This window comes from [Leptolyngbya] sp. PCC 7376 (assembly GCF_000316605.1).
Classification (GTDB): domain Bacteria; phylum Cyanobacteriota; class Cyanobacteriia; order Cyanobacteriales; family MRBY01; genus MRBY01.
Genome location: NC_019683.1, coordinates 1031500 through 1051174 on the forward strand (window position 1 = coordinate 1031500; position 19675 = coordinate 1051174).

16 protein-coding genes are annotated in these 19675 nt (G+C 44.9%); 12 read left to right on the top strand and 4 right to left on the bottom strand.

Translation table 11 applies throughout. The features are described 5' to 3' along the window. Nucleotides 1-4 precede the first annotated feature (4 nt). From LEPTO7376_RS04635 to LEPTO7376_RS04670, 8 genes are all read left to right on the top strand, one after another. On the top strand, nt 5-2764 hold the full coding sequence (locus LEPTO7376_RS04635; protein ID WP_015133070.1) for a PEP-utilizing enzyme: 2760 nt from the start codon (nt 5-7) through the stop codon (nt 2762-2764). Nucleotides 2765-2809: 45 nt separating this feature from the next. Continuing rightward, entirely contained in the window at nt 2810-4597 is a 1788-nt protein-coding gene (locus LEPTO7376_RS04640; RefSeq protein ID WP_015133071.1) for a glycosyltransferase family 39 protein, read from the top strand. Between the two features lie 155 nt (nt 4598-4752). Next, the gene (locus LEPTO7376_RS04645) at nt 4753-5649 is read left to right on the top strand and encodes a circadian clock protein KaiA (protein WP_398338988.1); all 897 of its coding nucleotides are present in this window, start codon (nt 4753-4755) and stop codon (nt 5647-5649) included. A 64-nt stretch (nt 5650-5713) separates the two neighbouring features. Next, on the top strand, nt 5714-6028 hold the full coding sequence (gene kaiB / locus LEPTO7376_RS04650; protein WP_015133073.1) for a circadian clock protein KaiB: 315 nt from the start codon (nt 5714-5716) through the stop codon (nt 6026-6028). A gap of 231 nt (nt 6029-6259) precedes the next feature. Further along, nucleotides 6260-7810 (top strand): circadian clock protein KaiC, encoded by a 1551-nt coding sequence (gene kaiC, locus LEPTO7376_RS04655; protein ID WP_015133074.1) that lies wholly within the window; start codon nt 6260-6262, stop codon nt 7808-7810. Nucleotides 7811-7878: 68 nt separating this feature from the next. After that, nucleotides 7879-8553 carry a hypothetical protein gene (locus LEPTO7376_RS04660; RefSeq protein WP_041763158.1) on the top strand — a complete coding sequence of 225 codons (675 nt, stop codon included), beginning with the start codon at nt 7879-7881 and terminating at the stop codon, nt 8551-8553. Between the two features lie 97 nt (nt 8554-8650). After that, on the top strand, nt 8651-8971 hold the full coding sequence (locus tag LEPTO7376_RS04665) for a ribosomal protein L7/L12 (RefSeq protein WP_015133076.1): 321 nt from the start codon (nt 8651-8653) through the stop codon (nt 8969-8971). 91 nt (nt 8972-9062) lie between these two features. Then, nucleotides 9063-10691 carry a DUF3685 domain-containing protein gene (locus LEPTO7376_RS04670; protein WP_015133077.1) on the top strand — a complete coding sequence of 543 codons (1629 nt, stop codon included), beginning with the start codon at nt 9063-9065 and terminating at the stop codon, nt 10689-10691. A 5-nt stretch (nt 10692-10696) separates the two neighbouring features. Here LEPTO7376_RS04670 and LEPTO7376_RS04675 read toward each other — a convergent pair whose 3' ends face one another. Continuing rightward, a complete protein-coding gene (locus LEPTO7376_RS04675; RefSeq protein ID WP_015133078.1) occupies nt 10697-10873 on the bottom strand; it encodes a hypothetical protein in 177 nt (58 codons plus the stop codon). A gap of 80 nt (nt 10874-10953) precedes the next feature. On the opposite strand from LEPTO7376_RS04675, the gene rpmB reads away from it, so the two are divergent. Beyond that, a complete protein-coding gene (rpmB, locus tag LEPTO7376_RS04680) occupies nt 10954-11190 on the top strand; it encodes a 50S ribosomal protein L28 (protein WP_015133079.1) in 237 nt (78 codons plus the stop codon). Between the two features lie 298 nt (nt 11191-11488). Next, nucleotides 11489-12451, top strand: coding sequence for a pentapeptide repeat-containing protein (locus LEPTO7376_RS26765; RefSeq protein WP_051188718.1), 963 nt, complete (start codon nt 11489-11491; stop codon nt 12449-12451). Here LEPTO7376_RS26765 and LEPTO7376_RS04690 read toward each other — a convergent pair. Beyond that, entirely contained in the window at nt 12448-12969 is a 522-nt protein-coding gene (locus LEPTO7376_RS04690; RefSeq protein WP_015133081.1) for a GrpB family protein, read from the bottom strand. The genes LEPTO7376_RS26765 and LEPTO7376_RS04690 overlap by 4 nt on opposite strands. A gap of 119 nt (nt 12970-13088) precedes the next feature. On the opposite strand from LEPTO7376_RS04690, the gene LEPTO7376_RS04695 reads away from it, so the two are divergent. Beyond that, nucleotides 13089-15692, top strand: coding sequence for an O-antigen ligase family protein (locus tag LEPTO7376_RS04695; RefSeq protein ID WP_015133082.1), 2604 nt, complete (start codon nt 13089-13091; stop codon nt 15690-15692). A gap of 79 nt (nt 15693-15771) precedes the next feature. Next, nucleotides 15772-16629 (top strand): IS982 family transposase, encoded by an 858-nt coding sequence (locus LEPTO7376_RS04700; RefSeq protein WP_015133083.1) that lies wholly within the window; start codon nt 15772-15774, stop codon nt 16627-16629. A gap of 119 nt (nt 16630-16748) precedes the next feature. On the opposite strand, the gene LEPTO7376_RS04705 is transcribed toward LEPTO7376_RS04700, so the two are convergent. Then, the gene (locus LEPTO7376_RS04705) at nt 16749-17948 is read right to left on the bottom strand and encodes an NAD-dependent epimerase/dehydratase family protein (RefSeq protein ID WP_015133084.1); all 1200 of its coding nucleotides are present in this window, start codon (nt 17946-17948) and stop codon (nt 16749-16751) included. Nucleotides 17949-18311: 363 nt separating this feature from the next. Beyond that, nucleotides 18312-19577: a DNA cytosine methyltransferase gene (locus LEPTO7376_RS04710; RefSeq protein WP_041764993.1), complete on the bottom strand. Its 1266-nt coding sequence runs from the start codon at nt 19575-19577 to the stop codon at nt 18312-18314. Between the last annotated feature and the right edge of the window lie 98 nt (nt 19578-19675).

Below are 19675 nucleotides of genomic sequence, written 5' to 3' on the forward strand. Positions count from 1 at the left end.
CATCATGATGACAATGACACAGGTTTGGGGTTGTCTGATTCTTCTAATCGCAGCGCCATGCTTAGGGGCATTTGTCGTTTTTCCGCAAGGGGGCGATCGCCGTCCGACTCGATTTAACGAGCGTGCGCAATTTATCACTGAATTAGCCCTTGGAATGGGAATTATCATTCTGACACGGCAATTTTTCGCGATGACCTCGGCTTGGGAGCTTTTAGGATTATTGGCATTGGTGATGGGTCGTTACTGGCGGTGGCAGGAAACAGCAATGGTAGCGGTGCTCGGCGGATTATTGCTCCATGATTACCAAATCACTTTGCTGGTGGGATTTATTGGATTGGTGGGATTGACGTTCTTCCGACAAATCCGCCGAGGTATTTGGGAAATGATCACTCTCATTAGTTTGGCTCTGGTGATTCGCCACGGTGATCAGTCTGGGTATATTGTGGCGGCGATCGCCCTGAGTGGCACTTTGGCTTGGATTAGTAGCGTTGCACCGAATAATCGTGAAGTTTGGAGCTTTTTTAAACCAGAGGCAAAATTTGCCACATTAGATCAACCCCTCAATCGCAGTCAGGTCGGAGAAACGGCGGCAACTCTCAGCCAACTGAAACAGCGGGGTTATTCGGTACTTCCCGGTTGGCTCTTAGGGGCAGGGGATGATTTATTTGTTTTACTGCAATTTCTCAAGCCCGATGAAGATCGCCCGTTCATGGTGCGATTATCTAGCGAAAAACCGAGCCAACGGTTTCAAATTCCCATCGAGCAACTTGCCAGCGCCAAAGCCTTAGAGTCAGCTATTTTAAGTACTTTTTCCCGTGAAGAACTCGGCCAGCAAAGCATTTTAATTCAAGTGCAACCCCAAGTCATTTGGTCGGGAATTACCTACAGCCGTGCTCCTCTCGGTTATCGCCACAGCCAAGAACCATTAACGGAAGTATTGGCAGATATGATTACGCCACTCATCGTCGGCGATCGCACACCCTTGCAGTATTACGGTTTAGAGGAACCAACCTTACAGGAAAAGATTTCACCTGCCCGCTTGCCGCCACTAACTTTAATGCAGGAGGCGGCAAAATTAAGTCGCTGCCTTGAGGAAGAATTTATCGCACCGCTGTCGATGGAATGGTGCTTCGATGGCAAACAAATCTGGATTTTAGGGGTACGTCCAATCCAGAGTCTCAAACAGCATTGGACGAGGGACTATCTACAAACCGTTGTGCCGCATCCACTCCAGCCTTTAAGCGCATCTCTGTTTAAACACACAGCAGAACAGGCGATCGCCGAGATTTTCCAAACGTTTACTGTTACGCCTCAACCCAAACCAAGCATTTCTCAAAGAAGTCTTCCCGCAGCACCACCAGATTTCGTCACTCATTACCGGGGCTATAGCTATTACAACCGAACTGTGGGCGATCGCTTGCTCCAAGAGCTGGATTTAGATTGGGAGACATTTCCCAAGATCACCAACGCACGCTTCCGCACAGTTTTAACGCACCCACGCTTGTTTTATCGATATCTCCGCTGGGATCAAGATTGGGCAAAAACTGTAGCACAAGATATCCAACGGCAGGTTGCCCCAACTTTAAAAACGATTCGCTTTTCCCGTAATGCGACAGAGAACCTCAGTCTCACAGAACTTAATCAACATATAGAGCAATTACAAGCGTTAACTGGTTGCTTGCTTGCCCATTATGTTCGAGGCCATATTATTCTGCGTACCCGGCGATCGCTCCTCAAAGTGAAGCAACCATCCGCTGAGCCTCCAGAAGCTCAACAGGCACTCTTGCGCATTGCGAGGGATATTCAAAATTTATTGCCCCAAGGAGAAACCCAAACCGCCAGTCGAGCAGAATTATTTGCCCAACTCGCCGATCAACCAGATGGCAAAAATATTTTTCAGCAAATCGAGCAGTGGCTGACAGAATATGGGCATCGAGGAGATTATCCTTGGGAACTTGCCCAGAAACGTTGGCAGGAAGACGCTGGAGGGATTCGTAAGCGGATTACAAAGCTACTCAATAATCAAACATCGTCTGCATCACCATCGCCATCTTTTGGCAAACAATCTTGGCGACAAGAGTCCCTCAGCCGTACAGAAAAACGATTAAAGACCATTGAAGACTTTATTTACCATTGCCTTGCGCAACTCCGATGGTCACTGTTGGCGATCGCCGATCATTGGGTAGCAGCGGAGAAACTAGACTGTGCTGCCGATATTTTCTGGCTCCGTTTAGCAGAAATCAATCAGCTCAGCACCTCCACAGACAGCGCAACATTAAGGCTACAAATTCAATACCGTCGGATGCTACAGGCAAAAACAAAGGATAAAGAAGAACAGTCACCACCGCCACCAATTCTTGTTTATGGGCAACCTAAAAGACCAGAGGCGATCGCCGATCGATGTTTAAAGATGTCGGGAATATTAAAGGGACAAAGCGTTGGTACAGGCTCAATCATTGCTAAAGCAAAACGCTGCTCTCGTTGGCAACAGCCTCCCAGAATCAGCAACAATGATATTTTAATTGTCCCTTATCTCCACGAAAGGCTTTTCCCTTATCTCCCTGAACTTAAAGGCGTTATTACGACTCAAGGTAGCTTATTTTCCCAAGGGGCAAGGTTAGCCCGCGAGCAAAACTTACCCATGATCGTAAATGTGCCCAATGCCCTAGAGGTGATCCAAACAGGTCAATGGCTACGACTAGACGGCCATTCTGGTCAGGTGGAACTTTTACCGAGTGATTGTCTCTTTATCAATAACGGCTAGGTTTCGCTAGCGGGTACAATCTCATCAATCTTTGTTTTTCTTTTCATGCAGCAATCCCCTATCCTTCAGCGTTGGTTTCGCACCACTGAAAAATCTCCTCGTCTCCTTCATGTTTTGACCGCGATCACCCTCTGTTTTGTGGGGGGATTAGCATTTCTATGGCGATTGGGCAGTGTGGGTTTGGTGGACGAAACGGAGCCGATGTTTGCGGAGGCAGCTCGTCAAATGCTGGTCACAGGGGACTGGATTACGCCCTATTACAACGACGTCACTCGCTTTGACAAACCACCTTTGGTCTACTGGCTAATGGCGATCGCCTACAAAATTGTGGGAGTGAATGCTTGGGGGGCGAGATTACCTTCTGCTCTCGCGGCGATCGCTCTAATGGCGATGATATTTTTGGTGCTGTATAAATATGGTTTTCCGACGGCAGCAACGGCCGCACAACCCGACGAATCGAAGACCAAACAAAAACTCTGGTTAGGAGCATTACTGGGAAGTAGCCTAATCGCCCTAAATCTCCAAACTATTGTCTGGGCAAGAACTGGGGTTTCTGATATGCTCCTCAACGGCTGTATGGGTAGCGGCTTAGTCTGTTTTTTTTGTGGCTATGGCAGTGGCGGTCGTCCCCTGAATCGGTGGCTTCCCAATATTTGGTACATTGCGGCTTATGCATGTTTAGGGTTAGCTGTCCTCACCAAAGGGCCTGTAGGTTTGGCTCTACCGGGACTAACCATCATATTTTTTTTGCTGTATCTCGGTCGCTTTTGGTCAGTTTTTCTTGAAGCAAAGCCTTGGATTGGAGCCATCATTTTTTCTGTAATCACAGTGCCTTGGTATGTGTTGGTCATTCTCCGCAATGGTCAAACCTACCTCGATACATTTTTTGGCTACCACAATTACGATCGGTTTACGGGTGTGGTAAATGGCCATGCAGCGCCACTATATTTCTACATCCCTGTGGTTTTAATTGGGTTTATCCCTTGGTCGCTTTATCTACCTGCGGCGATCGCCCGTCTCAAACTCCACAAAATCGGTGATTGGCGACAGCAACCCCGCCATGCTCATCTCGGCCTTTTCGCGATGGCGTGGTTTAGCACCATCTTCATCTTCTTCACCATTGCCGTCACCAAACTCCCCAGCTATACAATCCCTCTATTGCCAGCAGGAGCAATTTTAGTCGCCCTACTTTGGAGCCAGATGCTCCTAGAACCGGAACAAAAAAGTCAATGGTTCTGGTGGAGTGGCGCGGTTAACGTCTTGTTTTTAGGCTTCTTAGCAGGCTTTATGATTTATAGCCCTCAAGTTATTGGCTTCGATCCAGCAGCTCCCAATCTAGACAGCAGTTTTCGGGAATCGATCTTACCGATTGCAGGCGCTCTCATCTGGGCGATCGCCACAATTACAGCAGGGGTAAGTCTCTACCGTTCTCGTCTTGGTCTTCTAGTCAGCAATATTTGCGCCATGGTTTTATTCATCACCTGTGTTTTACTACCCATGGGGACACTGCTCGATCAAGCTCGCCAAGCCGGACTCCGGGAAATCGCCAAAACAATCACTGAAGTCAGGCAGCCGGAGGAGAAAGTGGTTATGATTGGGTTTGAAAAGCCAAGCCTAGTCTTTTATACAGGGCAGCACATCGATTTTTTTGATAAACCATCAGAAGCAATTCGGTTCATCCAACAGAGTGGAGCATCAGATCAAGAAGAGACTATTTTAATCATTAGCCGAAATAAATATCTAACAAACTTACCATTCACCATTCTAAATTCTGAGATAATTCAGGAAAAATCCCCTTATAAGCTGATGCGTATCCCTCAGAAAATCTTTTAATATATGGTTTCTTTGCTGATTAATTGTTGTTCCAAACACTAGACTAATCATAATCAAAACAAGAAACTCAAGATTTTCTTTATAATCATCCGAAAACTAAGCTCTTACAAAGTACTGTTCTCTACCTAATCGTCAATCATCCTCTGTATAATCCTTTGTCTAAACTTGTTATCCATACAATTGGTTTAAGTGAAACTTTGAAGGAACAATTTTCTTCATCGCTGATTGATGATCGGTACATGGTGGATCACCATGAGAATAGTCGAGAAGCTTACGACATTATCGTTGAAAAGAAAGAGAATATTGATTGCCTCATTATCCAGTATGACTCTGAGCTAGATCACACCCCAAATCAACTTTCAGAGTTGAGAATTTTGCTGCCAAGCCTAATATTTTTTACGCAATCACACCAAGCGATAGAACAGAAAGAAAAGGGCAAATTTCTCTATCACAGTGCAGAACAATATATCTCGTTTGAGAATCTTCGGTCATTGACATCGTCTATCGATCAGGCGATCGCCCAATTCCTGAACTTAGCCCCAAGCTGCGCTCTGTCCGATAATCCCACCACACCAGAGGAGATCGACAGTAACAACCAACAGCAAAATTTTCTCCTCCTACAACAGCGCCGCCTGGCTGAGAAATTACGCGAACGATTAGGCTATCTCGGCGTTTATTACAAACGAAATCCACAGTATTTTTACCGTAATTTATCTGAGGAAGAACAGCGTAAATTCAAGCAGGATTTCATCGCAGATTACCGTGAAATTGTCCTCGATTATTTCAATGGTGCTCCTCCTACTAATCAGGCGATTGATCAGTTTGTCAACCAGGCTTTTTTTGCTGATGTTTCTGTCTCCTATATCCTTGAAACACACATGGCATTAATGGATGATTTTGCCCAACAACTGAAGCTTGAAGGACGTAGTGAAGAAATACTTTTAGATTATCGCCTCACCTTAATTGATATTGTGGCGCACCTCTGTGAAATGTATCGCCGCTCAATCCCAAGGGAAGACCTACCTTTTGAACTCCTAATGCGGATGGATTAGGATGGTTTGTATGATCTTCTAAATGCACTTCATTTCTCACTTTTTCTACCCCACATGACTTCTTATGAATCCCCTAAAAAAAACTTATGTTTTGAAGCTTTACGTGGCTGGTAACACTCCGAATTCAGTCCGTGCTTTAAAAACGCTCAAAAATATTTTAGAAATTGATTTCAAAGGCGTGTATGCGCTCAAAGTGATTGATGTTTTGCAAAATCCTCAGCTTGCAGAAGAAGACAAAATATTGGCAACACCGACCCTCTCAAAAGTTTTGCCGCCCCCTGTCCGGAAAATTATTGGTGATCTCTCAGACCGAGAGAAAGTCCTAATCGGCTTGGATTTGTTATATGAGGAGTTCTTAGAACGTGAAAATGATTTGTAATTCACACAATCGTGGCGATCGCCCATCATCAGATTTTTGCTTGGTACCAACCCCAAGATATTGACGTCTCCTATCACATAGTCGAACAGCACAAACCCTCGACTATCATGGCTTGAGCACTGAGTTTTATACCGATGCTCACCCTTGCCAGAGTATCGAATTTTTTTAAATCCCTTTTCACCCTTTTTTATTTCCTTTTAATCTCTTTTTTTATACCCCAGACGTTAAGCCATGAATCAGCCTACCTCTGCTAATAATGGAGCCATCAAAGGCGTACAGAAAATTCGTACCCTCATTGAAGGCCTCGACGAAATCAGTCACGGTGGTTTACCTTCTGGGAGAACAACCCTTGTCAGTGGTACTTCCGGTACAGGAAAGACTCTCCTTGCCATTCAGTTTCTCTACCACGGCATTAAACACTTCGACTACCCCGGACTCTTTGTTACCTTCGAGGAATCACCCCGCGACATTATTCAAAATGCGCACAGTTTCGGTTGGGATCTCCAGAGTTTAGTAGATGAGGGCAAACTCTTTATCCTTGATGCTTCCCCTGACCCCGATGGTCAAGAGGTAGTCGGTAACTTTGACCTGTCAGCATTGATCGAACGGATTCAATATGCCATTCGTAAATATGATGCCAAGCTAGTTTCTATTGACTCGGTAACAGCCGTTTTTCAGCAGTATGACGCAGCGCCAGTCGTACGTCGTGAAATTTTCCGATTAGTAGCTCGCCTCAAATATTTGGCAGTAACGTCCATCATGACCACAGAACGTCTTGATGAATATGGCCCTGTTGCACGTTTTGGCGTTGAGGAATTTGTGTCTGATAATGTCGTCATTTTGCGAAATGTTCTCGAAGGCGAGCGACGGCGACGCACAATCGAAATTCTCAAGCTACGCGGTACTACCCACATGAAAGGAGAGTATCCGTTCACAATCACCAACGACGGCATTAATATCTTTCCGCTTGGTGCAATGCGCCTCACTCAACGGTCTTCCAATGCACGAATTTCTTCCGGTGTGGAAACATTGGATGGCATGTGCGGCGGTGGTTTCTTCAAGGATTCAATTATTCTTGCAACGGGTGCAACGGGTACTGGAAAAACACTCCTCGTTAGTAAATTCCTTGAGGAGGGTTGTCGGAAAGGAGAACGAGCAATTTTGTTTGCTTATGAAGAATCCCGCGCACAGCTCTCTCGAAATGCATCATCTTGGGGAATTGACTTTGAAGAGATGGAACAGAAAGGTCTATTGAAGTTGCTCTGTTCTTACCCAGAGTCGGCTGGTTTAGAAGATCATCTACAGATGATTAAGTCGGAGATTTCTGAATTTAAGCCTTCTCGAATTGCGATTGATTCTCTCTCAGCTTTAGCTAGAGGTGTGACGAATAATGCTTTCCGTCAGTTTGTGATCGGCGTAACAGGCTACGCAAAACAAGAGGAAATCACTGGTTTCTTCACGAATACAACTGATCAGTTTATGGGAGCGCACTCGATTACTGAATCCCATATCTCGACAATTACCGACACGATTTTAATGCTGCAATATGTGGAGATTCGCGGCGAAATGTCCCGTGCGCTCAATGTCTTTAAGATGCGGGGATCATGGCATGACAAGGGTATTCGTGAGTACTCGATTAGTGAGGGTGGTGCTCAGATTAAGGATTCGTTCCGGAATTATGAGCGGATTATCAGTGGTTCTCCCACTAGGATTGCTGTGGATGAAAAGAGTGAGCTAACTCGGATTATGCGTGGTGTCCAAGATAAGACAATGGATGATTAAGGAACGCACAATTTTTAAAATATGAAGAAAGAGAAGGTGCTTTAGTCTTCTCTTTTTTGTTGAAAGGAATGAATTATTTACATGGCGATCGCCCTTTTAGAGAGCTGTGTTTTGATAGGGAAAGAGGGATTTTTTATCCTATTCCCATCAGGTTAAACCTAATGCATTATCCAGAACCTGTCCCCAAAGGCTTGAGTGTTAAACCTCTCGGTCAATATCGCATGGTGATTGACTATGAGCGGACGGGCATGGACGAGATGAATATCTTTCTAATGGTGTGGCTCTCTCTCTGGACTGTCGGCTGCCTCGGATTGCTAGTTGCCTATATCGAAGGATTACAAGGCACATCAGTAAACACGAGTGAACCGATTCCGCTGGTGATGGTGATCTTTTTTTGGGCAGCAGATCTTGTCGCTGCAATTGTGCTGATCAATGCCTTATTCAGCAAACAGTCTTTCCATCTGGATTATGCCGATCTCACCATTCATACGAAATTATGGCGTTGGCACCGGACAAGAAAAATCCCCAAAAGTAATATCCAGAGCGTAGTACAGATAAAAGATGGTGACAGAGGTAAAGACAGTTTTCCGAGTTGGGGTCTGCAATTAAAGGGGAAGTCTTCTATAACGCTTATCTTTCGGCAACCTTATGAAAAAAGCGAGTGGTTAGGGCAAATGATTGCAGACTGGGCAAAGCTTCCGTTCACCCCTATACCACGCAAGGCTAAACGGTTTGGACGATAGGTTTGGAGAAGTAGCCACCCGTTGCACTTTTTAAACTAAGGGAAATTTGGGAAGAATGTTGGCGCAATATTGAAGAGTAAGAGTTCATTAAATTGCGATGCTTGAGGATAACCAACCACTCTCGGAATATGTACTAGAAGCTATTCGCGCAGGGCAAAGAATTGAAGCATTAAAACGCGTCCGCGCGGAAACAGGCTTGGGTTTAAGGGATGCAAAAATGCTGGTTGATCAAGAAATCGCCTTAAATCACGCCACAAATCCTCATTATCAAAATCCTCCTAAACCGACTCCTCTACTCGCAGTGATTTTGGTGGTAGGTGTGCTGACGGTGGTCACCTGTTATATCCTCATCAACCTAAGACTAGGAGACTCGCCGCGATCGCCCGACCCAGAAGAAAGCAGTTTTTTAATGCGGTAAACGCGGGGAAATCTCGATTTTATTGTGAATTGCTCTGTATCAGCGATAGTCTGGGATTAAACTAGATCAATTACTGTCGTTCTAGCTCGCTATGAAACTGTTACTCGTTGATGATGATCCCATTTTTCGCGTTGGGTTTTGCACAGCATTAGCGCAGGAAACGGATTGGGCGATCGCCGCAGAACCGTTTGACAACGTACTCGGTCAAATCCAAACACCTGCCGCTGATATTGTCCTCTGTGAACCCAGTTGGCAAAGTGACGAAAATTGGCTCAGATATCGGGAATTGCAACGGCTTTATGACGAGACTCCGATTGTTTTATTTACCAGCCAGCTCGACACAGAACGGTTAATCCAAGCGAAACAAGAAGGCATTCAGGGTTATTTCCCTAAAGGCACGGCGATCGCCATAATTATTACGACGCTGGAGCAAGTGGTTGCCGGAGAAATTATTTGGTCACAACGACCTCGCATCAAAAATCAAAATATTTTAGCGAATATGCGGCGGCGAGGACTGAGCGATATTTATCGTACTCTTGATCATGTTGAAACGTATTTAAATAGAGAAGATATTGCCGCCCTCAATCGTATGGTGGGGGAAGGTCGCCGCCGAGAACTCAAAGCCGCGGCTTGGGTGGTGCGACAATTGTTACCGCAAACAACGCTTAGTATCCAACCGATTAATCCGCCAGAGCCACAACCGGAAGCACCCACTTCGACACAGATTGTTTCTCTCGAAAAACTGGGATTAGCGACGACGAATACCCAGTGGCAAATGCTGCTCGAAAAAACAAATCTAAAGCTAAATCTCAGTTTATTTAACGCGACAAAAAGTACTCTCGAAACGGATATTTTGTCCGTCGATAAACAGCGGGAACTGTACTACATTATCCTGCAACAACTGACCCAAATCCTCAATGACCCTCAATGGAACAAGCTAGATAAAGAGGCTTTCGAGAAACGGCAAAAACGAAGTCTCCGTAATATTTGGCGTTTTAGTACCCAAGAATTTATTAGTCGTTATGCTCCCGAAGAAGATAGCCAGTCTGATGAATTTATCGAACTGCTAAATCGTGGGGCGATCGCCATCCAAGAGACCACATTACGCGCTGTACCCTATAGCTTCGAACTCTTCCAATATTTACTACTCGGTAAACCCCTCACCATCGATAATGTTGAATATCGATTAGAGGCACAAGAAGCAATTGGGCGATCGCAGTTAATTCTAGAGAATTTAGTGATTCAAATCGGTAATGGTGTGATGCAATTTGTGTTGAATAGCTTTAGCGAGTCGGAAATTTTCAAACACAATTTGTACAATCGCAAAATTCGTTCTTCTCGGGAAATCGCCCGTTTCCGTAATGATCTATCGTGGCAGTATCGCCGCGAACAATACTGGTTTGAACCGAAGGATATCTTTGAAAGCCGCTATTCTCTACTGCATTTTTCGACAGCTGGTATTGACCGAGAGAAGATTTACGCACCGCGCCATGAAGATTTAGCCAATCTAGAAGGATTGGCATGGGCAGTAACCATGATTTTAGAATTACGCGATGCCCTTGCCCCGCGACTCCGTGCCATTGTTGCTTGGCTGGGAGAAATCGTCGTTTATGTACTCACAAACGTCATTGGCAGAGCATTGGGTTTAATTGCTCGCGGCATTTCTGATGGGGTAGGCAGCAGTTGGCAGAAATCAAAACGGCGATCGCTCACCCGCTAGAAACATCACTTCAGAAAATATGGAGCTGCAACCAATTCAACTTGAACAGTGGGCAACTGCATCATGGGTGCAGGCTTCATTTCACCGCGAAAATCCATAATCTGCACAAGCAGTAAATAGGCGATCGCCACGAGCAAGGATATAGCACCAGTAATAATCGCTGTCAATTTTCCGCGTTGCATAGACTTTAACTCTCTTCGATAATGCCCTATGATTGTAGATTGGATTGCTTATTATAGAAATTGTTAGGAGTTATTCCGTTATGTCCCGTAGATGCCAGCTTACCGGCAAGAAAGCCAATAACGCTATGGCCGTGTCTCACTCCCACCGCCGTACTAAAAAATTACAACAAGTTAATCTCCAGTGGAAACGTGTTTGGTGGCCTGAAGGGAACCGCTTTGTGCGCCTTCGTCTCTCCACTAAGGCGATTAAGACCCTTGAGAAGAAAGGTATCGATGCAATGGCTAAAGAAGCTGGCATCAACCTCAACAAAATTTAGATTTGTTTGCTTTGCGACTAAGTTGAAAAATTTAGACGAAACACGATACAGAACTATTTTGTTCAACCCTGACTCCTGCATTTTGCCGTAGGGGTCTTCTTTTTTTTGCATAGATTTAGGAGGCGATTGTTAAGCTTCTATCTAAAAAACGAAATTGAGCGAAGATGTCTGAATCTTTATACTGAGGATATAGGCCAAATGATCTTTCTTCGTTTTCGTTTCTATGTCGCAATTCAAATTCTTCAAATCTCCTTGGCTATGGGGACTAATCGGTCTTCTTTGTGTCTGCGGGGGACGAATGATATACCAGTTAGACGATAGAGAACAGCGTGAAGAGATAAGAGAATGGACTATAGGTTTACTTTTCCCTATTGTTGTTGGTGTTGGTGGCTATTGGCTAAATCAGCAGTCAGAAGAACGGGCTAATGCAGAGCAAGAGCAAGCACAAAGAGAAGCTAAAAAAGAAAGAGAATCTAGAGAAAAATTAGCAAAGCAGGAGAGAGAGGAACAAAGAGAACAAGCAGATCTCAAATATTACTTTGATAGAATTTCTACGCTTGTTGTGGAAAACAAATTGGCTCAGACGGAACAAGAAAGCGAGACATATCACATAGCCCGAGCCTTAACAGCAAATATCCTCAGAGAACTGAGTACAGAGCGTATGAATCAAGTAATGTTTTTTCTACGCTCTCTTAAATTGACAGGTTATGTGGAACACACTGATTCTGAAGAAGATATACAACTCGAAGCAACCACTTTATCTGTTCTTAAAGGTATCGAGCTAAATGATGCAGAATTAGAAAATTTGAATGCAGCAAGAGGTAATTTTGAGGGAGCAAATCTTCAGGGAGCAAATCTTCAGGGAGCAAATCTCACAAGAGCAAATCTCACAAGAGCCAAACTTGATAAAGCCAATCTCGAAAGAGCCAACCTCTGGTACACCAAACTATGTGATAGCTACCTCCGGGAAGCGAATCTTATAGGAGTAACGTTCTGGAAAACCAACCTCAATAGAGCCAGACTGGGACAAGCAAACCTCACGGGAGCAAACCTCACAAACAGCAACTTAGAAAGAGCTATTCTCATTGGAGCTAATCTCGAAAGGGCTAATCTCACAGAAACCAACTTGAAGGGAGCAAGCTTCGAAGGAGCCAATCTCACTGAAGCCAACCTCAACAAAACAAAACTTTCAGTTCACCTTTCAGAAAAGCAGCAGAAGCAATGCGCAGTTTATGACCCAATCATTATTCAAAATAACTAAATTTTGATTCGCCACAAAGCCGCTTTTCTATCCATCGCTTGAATAAAATCGTGTTTGCCATCCATACAGGCTTCGATATCAGTGGGATGGATTTTGGCAAGTTTTCGTTTGAGATTGCTGTAGGCTTGGGCTTCTTCAGGATGAGTTCTCATGTAGTCTCGGAATGCTAAATGTCGTCCAATTTCCGCTGACCCCATTTCAAAAATATGGATATGATGGGTGCGAATTTCCGCAGCATTATCTTTCCGAAAGTACCGTCGCCCCGCAATACCGAACTCTCCCATCGCTTCATAACCGAGATTTTCCATTGTCGAATTACAGAAATCAACTGCGGCGATCGTCTCCACTTCCCCTAGAAAATCAATAATCGGCTTGGCGTAAATACCGGGAATTGCAGTACTGCCAATGTGATGGAGAGCCTTGAGATTTTCGCCTAAAGCCTTGACTAAATATCGCGACTCTTGCTCAAATTCCTTCTTCCAACTGAGGTTATGAGCAACAACTTCGACCTTTCTCATCACACACCACAGATAGCTTCTTCAGGTTTAACCGACTCTATTTCAATTCTAAAGAGTGTCTGAAAAGAAGAATGCCAGTTCTCTTAAGATTGGGAGAGTTATTGAATGCGTGAAATCTTATGCGCGATCGCCTGTTACGAGTTTTTAGTCTCAGCCTCGGACTCATTACATTTGGGGTTTATGGTTGGGCGGTACTAATGCCCGATAACCATAGTCTGATAGTTGGCTTCCCATGGTTTTATCTTGTGCAAGGAGGATTTCTCTGCGGCGGCATCTGGGCGATCGCCAATATTTGGGGCAAACAAGACGACGAATCAAAAGGTTTGGTGTGGTTAGGTGGTGGCTTAGACTGGATCATTTTTTGCCTCATTGCCACGCTGAGTTTGTCGCTGTTGACTGCCCAATTTACTGAAATAGCAGTGTTGTATAGCGCCGTAGATATTGCCTATGTCGGTATTTTGTATGGGCTACATCACTTTTGGTTGAGACAACCGAAGAATGACGAACCACAATCATTACTCACTCATCCACTGTTGTTGGCACAGGGATTACTATGCATTGGGTTTAGTGTCTGGAGCTTAACGCTGTGGCTCAAAGATACCGTCTCACCAGAGCTATCACGCCTTGCTGATTTAAGAGCGTTAGGTATTGAGGCAAGCTATCGATTTTCTAGTGTCACCTTACGAAATTGGGCAACTTTTGGACATCCGAATTACGTAGCAGGATTTTTATTACTTGCTCTACCGCTGTTAATCAGTTTGGCGATCGCCGCAAAATCTTGGCAACGATGGCTTTGGATCGTGGGCTGCGGTATGAGTGTAGTCGCGTTTTATTCCACCAATTCGCGGGGAGGTTGGCTCGGATTATTCGTTGCTTTTGGCGTGATCGTCATTTTACTCCTCCGAAAAAGCTCATTACCACGTCGCTGGTTAAGTTTCAGCAGTGTAGCAGGATTTACTCTGCTGGTCATATGGGCAACCCAAAACGATCGACTACGGGGCACTTTCACAGGACTTTTCACCCTCGGACAACAGGGTGGTGAATTTGCATACCGTTGGATTACGGCCTATACAGGCTGGCAAATGGGTTGGGATCAACCGCTCGCAGGACAAGGTTTAGGTTCCACAGCTTTGCTATACCAAGAATTTCGTCCAGTTTGGGCTGGGCTAGAAGCAGAGATCTTATTTCAACTCCACAGTACTCCCGTACAAATTTGGGCAGAGCTGGGATTCACCGGCATTTTGACAATAGTTCTCGGTTTGTTTTTACTCACCAAAATGTGGTGGAAATTATTGCAACCTAACATTTGGGAGGCGATCGCCTCGGAAGACAAACTCTTGCTCTACGCCATCGGAGCAGCGGGAGCAGGCTATAGCGTAATGGCTCTGACAGATTATCAATTGGATGTCATTGCAATTACCGGATTTTTGTTGCTCTATATCTCTCTACTGACCAATCTGTACCATCGCTATGTCACGCCAGTACTATCGCTGAAACCCATTTTCCAACCGCTAGCCCTCAGCCTAATTGGTCTCACACTCGTAGGAATCCTGAGTTGGTCAATTCCGATGAATACAGCCTTTGCCTATTCCCATCAGGCCTTTCAATCGTTGCGACAGGAAAAGCTAGAAAATTTTGTCGATCAATTAACCACAGCTTATTCACTCGCACCTTGGCAACCATACTATGCCTATCAATTGGGGTGGTCACTGGGGGAAGTTGCACTCTGGGGTAATAATCCATCGGACATTAGTCAAACTCTCCGCGAAGAAGCCATTCTCTGGTTCCAACGGGCGATCGCCACATCACCAAACTACGAATTTGGGCAAAGCAGTTTAGGCTGGCTCACTCTAGTCGATACACCCACTGTGGCGACGGGTTATTTTAGTCGAGCGCTGGAGCTAATGCCCTACCACCGCTTAACGCTTGTCGGTCTGGGAGAGAGCTGGCTAAAACGCGGTGAACCAGAAAAAGCAATTGAGGCGATCGCTATTGAGTTTGTTCGTTTCCCAGCATTTGCAACTAGTCCACTATGGCTCGATCCCAAGTGGCAAGAATACTATCCAGCAATGTTGCGACGCACTGATGAAATTTTCACCGCATTACTCGACCAGACAGATAACAAAAATCAAGCCTTACAAACTTGGCTCCACCAAAATCGAGGTGCAATACGCTGGTATTACGGCAATGACTTAGGAGCAGCAGAGGATTTTCAGGCTAGTAACTTTTCCCTCGGCCAACTGTTGCTCGATCTCGATAATATCGACCCTGAAACTTGGCAGCAGGATTTAACTTCTGCACAGATTCAAGCCTTCGAATCGGCCATTAATAATAACGAAAAATGGGCCTTGGCGATCGCCGCGTGGTTATCTCCAGACGAAGCCGAATTTTATCTCAAAAAAGCTTTGCATTCTAACAATCAAACAGAAATATTGAATTATCTCCAAAGCAGCCTCAAGGACAAAAACACCCTGCGGGATTGGGTCAGAAACAAAGAGCCCCTCCGACCAAACCGTATTCGACGATTAGGATTCAACGTGATTTCTCGACATCTTGGCGGCAACCAACCCAGTGATTTTGGGGCATTTTATGACAATATTCCCGTCACCAACTTTTTTGGCAATCTGTTTACAAGCCTTCGTTATGCTCCCGAATTAGACCTTGCCTTATCCGAATATTGGCAACCTCTACTCGAATCATCTCCCGCACCAGAACTTGACTAAAAAACGTGAGTTCTGGATAAGGAAAGAAAAGGAGAAAGCCCATATCGTGGAAGTTGTAACGAATCCACGGCTTTCTCCCATGTCCAGTCTAGAGGCTCTGTTTTGCCATGTTGATGATTTCTGCCAAGTCTTTGAACCCTTATGGCATCAAGCGTTACTCGGCTCTGGCAAAAAATACCGTCGCCGTCAGAGAAGCCTCAGTCTGAGTGAGGTGATGACTATTCTCATTGCTTTCCATCAATCTCACTATCGAAATTTCAAGCATTTCTATCTCATCAAGGTGAAATGCGATTGGCAACAAGAGTTTCCTCTAGCTGTGAGCTATCAACGCTTTGTGACATGGATACCTTCGAGCTTGATTCCTCTCTGTACATATCTGCGACGATGCTTCGGACAATGCACTGGTATTAGCTTCATTGATGCCACCAGCATCAAGGTTTGCCATAATCGCCGTATCTCTCAACACCGTGTTTTTGAAGGTTGCGCGGCAAGGGGCAAGACTTCGGTGGGATGGTTCTTCGGCTTCAAACTACACCTGGTCATCAATGAGCGAGGAGAATTACTCAACGTCCAAGTGACGCCCGGAAATACCGATGACCGCCAACCTGTAGTGGAGTTATTGCAAGACTTATGGGGTAAAGTCTTTGCCGATAAAGGCTATGTCTCACAATCTTTAGCCCAGCATCTTCAAGAGGAACATGAGGTGACCCTAATGGCTAAACCTCGTCGAAATATGAAGCATCATTTGATGGTTTATCAAGATAAACTTTTTGCTCGTAAGCGGGCTTTGATTGAGACAGTTATTGACCAACTGAAGAACATCTCACAGATTGAACATTCCCGACATCGCAGTCCCACAAACTTTTGTGTGAACTTGCTGTGTGGGCTGATTGCTTACTGCCATCAACCCAAAAAACCTTCTTTACAGCTTGATTAGAGCTATCATTCCTTATCCAGAACTCACGTTAAAAACAAAAATTCCCCCTTGCGAACAAGAAGGAAATATACAGATAGAAAAGGGCTAAATTGCCCTATCGAAACTTTTGATTTTTTTATTTAAGACTTTGCGGCATGGGCAGCAGCACGCTCGGAAGTTTGTGTCCACTTAGACGTACAGAGAATACGACCACGATCACAACGATCTACATACTTACTCGCAATATCAGTCACTTCGAGCATCAAACCTTTATCAAGTTTAGTTGGTTCTAGACCCATATCGAGAAAACATTGGTTTTCAACGTAGAGATCATTTTCTGCATCTTCATTACGAGGGTTCTCTAGATACTGAATTTCTGCACCAGTGATCCCGTTAATAATTTCCGCCAATTCTTTAACGCGGTGGGTTTCCGTCATTTGGTTGAGGATTTTTACGCGCTCGCCCTTCGCTGGGGGATTTGTAATGGCAAGTTCCACACACTTAACCGTATCCTTGATGTGAATAAAGGCACGAGTTTGACCACCAGTACCATGCACTGTTAGGGGATAGCCCACCGCAGCTTGCATTAAGAAACGATTGAGCACGGTACCGTAGTCACCGTCATAATCAAAACGATTAGTTAAACGTTCATCCATACCGGTCTCAGGAGTGTTCGTTCCCCAAACAATTCCTTGGTGAAGATCAGTCACGCGGACCTTATCATTTTTGTTGTAATACGCGAAGAATAATTGATCCTGCGTTTTGGTCATGTGATAAATGCTACCGGGGTTTGCAGGGTGAAGAATCTGCTTTTCGATCACCTTACCTTCCTCTGTGACCACCTGAATATCGAGGTAGCCTTCAGGAATCTTCATGCCAGCAGTACCGTAACCATAAACACCCATAGTACCGAGGTGAACAATATGGATATCGAGGCCAGATTCAACGACAGCACAGAGAACATTATTTGTACCGTTGAGATTATTGTCGACGGTATAACGTTTATGTTTAGCGGATTTCATCGAATAGGGCGCAGCTCGTTGCTCTGCGAAATGCACAATTGCATCGGGTTCATATTCGAGGAGCAAATTCAGCAAGCGATCGTATTCTTTAGCTATGTCAAAGTTTAAAAACTTGATGGTTTTGCCGGTTAATTCCTTCCATGCATCAAGGCGCACAGACATTGGACGGATAGGAGTTAGGGAATCAACTTCTAGCTCGTTGTCAATATTTCTTCTGGAAAGGTTATCGACAATAACAACATCGTGACCTGCTTGGGATAAATGTAGCGATGTGGGCCAGCCGCAAAACCCGTCTCCACCCAGAACAATGATTTTCATTGATTTCACTCCTTCGGTTTCTTGTGAATACTTTCAAAATCGCGTGCATGGCATATGCGCTTTGATGAAATACACCGTTGTGATCATTATGCAGGCAATAGACTCTTTGGTGAGTACGCCGAAAGCTTTATGTCACAAGGGATTTCCGCGATTTAATGGTGTTCAAATAATATGTCACACCCATTAAACTGCTGAGATTATCCCACATTATGAACGGTAGAGATCGTCTCAGTTGTTTCTCTCCCGAGTTTGCCATAAAGCTCGGTATATCTGGGTTTGAGAAATTTTTCAGCACAAGCTCACTACAGAATAAGGCAAGATAGCTCACAAAAATGAGACAGGATATTTGCTCATAATTTTTTGTTAATGGGGTGTTAATGTCTTTGGTTTGATGCGCCGTCGTTTGGCGATCGCCTCGGGTGGCAGTCCCCAATAATCTGCTGCTTGAGTCACAGTTAATTTCAAAAAGGCTTCGTTTTGGGGAGTAAGATATTTGGTTTCAAGGATACTTGAGTCAATATCGAGAGCGGAGATGAGGCGATCGCCAATTGCTTTTGCGAGAAGAGGGACGACGGCATTGCCAATTTCGCGGAACCCATGCCAAACTTTGCGATGCAACTGAAACCAATCGGGAAAGGTATGCAAGCGGGCAGCTTCACGGATTGAAATACATCGAGGCTGACTGTAATGAATCGGGCGCGGCGCAGTAAAAGAGCCTTTATCGCTGGGCGTTCCGGCACGGAGGGTATTGGCTAAGCCTTGGGCTTCGAGCTTAAATAGACGACTAATTTTTTCCTTTTGTCCCGCTGATGCATCCCTAAAACGTTGTTTAATATCTTCGCGATGGTTCGAGCCTAGATGTCCCCAAAGTTGAAGCGTTTGGGATTGGCGATGGTGGCAAAGCTGAAACTGATCTCGCAAGGTTGCACTATAGGGAGAAATATTAGATGTGGGGGGAAGACCATAATCAATCTCGGTAAATACAGGAATGTCTTCTAGATCGGCGATCGCCTGTTGCACGTTCACAAAATTTTTTAGGTCAGTTAGAAATTCACCATGGGTTGGTTCTGGGTACTCAAGAGGCTTAACATTCTGCCGATAACCCAACAGAATTAACCGATTACGATTTTGGGGCGCACCATAATCCGCCGAATTTATCACTCTGGGTTCAAGAACCTGATAGCCTACTGCCGCTAACTTAGAGAGCAATCGCTGCAAAAAATCACGATGTTTACCTGAAGCCATCCCTTGCACATTTTCAAAGACAAAATATTTTGGCTGTAGCTCATCCAGTAGCCGGACATATTCAAAAATCAGGCGATTTCGGGGATCATTGAGGTTTCGTTTCCCCATCATGGAGAAACCCTGACAGGGTGGCCCGCCCACCATCACATCAATTTCTTTTTGCGGATAACCCTGGGCGGCGATCGCCTCAAAAATATCGTTTTTATGGATCGTCGATACATCCCGGCAAAATGTTTTGCCATAGGGAAAATTAAACTCATGAACCAGCGCGTGAACCGGATCAATTTCCACTGCGGCAGCAATATCAAATCCTGCGGCTTCCAATCCCAAGGACATTCCGCCACAGCCCGCAAACAAATCCACCACCAAAGGTCGTTGTCCCAACACCCACACCAACTAGTTCTTTTGTATTATATATCCCAAGAGAAAAAGAGGCAGCGCGATCGCCACCCCTTTCTGAAAATGTATTAATGCTTCAGAAA

What these genes read in the sequence shown, in the direction of transcription:
- LEPTO7376_RS04635 (WP_015133070.1), top strand. Translation starts at nt 5, where the DNA reads ATGATGACAATGACACAGGTTTGGGGTTGTCTGATTCTTCTAATCGCA.
- LEPTO7376_RS04640 (WP_015133071.1), top strand. Translation starts at nt 2,810, where the DNA reads ATGCAGCAATCCCCTATCCTTCAGCGTTGGTTTCGCACCACTGAAAAA.
- kaiB (WP_015133073.1), top strand. Translation starts at nt 5,714, where the DNA reads ATGAATCCCCTAAAAAAAACTTATGTTTTGAAGCTTTACGTGGCTGGT.
- kaiC (WP_015133074.1), top strand. Translation starts at nt 6,260, where the DNA reads ATGAATCAGCCTACCTCTGCTAATAATGGAGCCATCAAAGGCGTACAG.
- LEPTO7376_RS04660 (WP_041763158.1), top strand. Translation starts at nt 7,879, where the DNA reads ATGAATTATTTACATGGCGATCGCCCTTTTAGAGAGCTGTGTTTTGAT.
- LEPTO7376_RS04665 (WP_015133076.1), top strand. Translation starts at nt 8,651, where the DNA reads ATGCTTGAGGATAACCAACCACTCTCGGAATATGTACTAGAAGCTATT.
- LEPTO7376_RS04670 (WP_015133077.1), top strand. Translation starts at nt 9,063, where the DNA reads ATGAAACTGTTACTCGTTGATGATGATCCCATTTTTCGCGTTGGGTTT.
- LEPTO7376_RS04675 (WP_015133078.1), bottom strand. Translation starts at nt 10,873, where the DNA reads ATGCAACGCGGAAAATTGACAGCGATTATTACTGGTGCTATATCCTTG.
- rpmB (WP_015133079.1), top strand. Translation starts at nt 10,954, where the DNA reads ATGTCCCGTAGATGCCAGCTTACCGGCAAGAAAGCCAATAACGCTATG.
- LEPTO7376_RS26765 (WP_051188718.1), top strand. Translation starts at nt 11,489, where the DNA reads ATGATATACCAGTTAGACGATAGAGAACAGCGTGAAGAGATAAGAGAA.
- LEPTO7376_RS04690 (WP_015133081.1), bottom strand. Translation starts at nt 12,969, where the DNA reads ATGAGAAAGGTCGAAGTTGTTGCTCATAACCTCAGTTGGAAGAAGGAA.
- LEPTO7376_RS04695 (WP_015133082.1), top strand. Translation starts at nt 13,089, where the DNA reads ATGCGCGATCGCCTGTTACGAGTTTTTAGTCTCAGCCTCGGACTCATT.
- LEPTO7376_RS04700 (WP_015133083.1), top strand. Translation starts at nt 15,772, where the DNA reads ATGTCCAGTCTAGAGGCTCTGTTTTGCCATGTTGATGATTTCTGCCAA.
- LEPTO7376_RS04705 (WP_015133084.1), bottom strand. Translation starts at nt 17,948, where the DNA reads ATGAAAATCATTGTTCTGGGTGGAGACGGGTTTTGCGGCTGGCCCACA.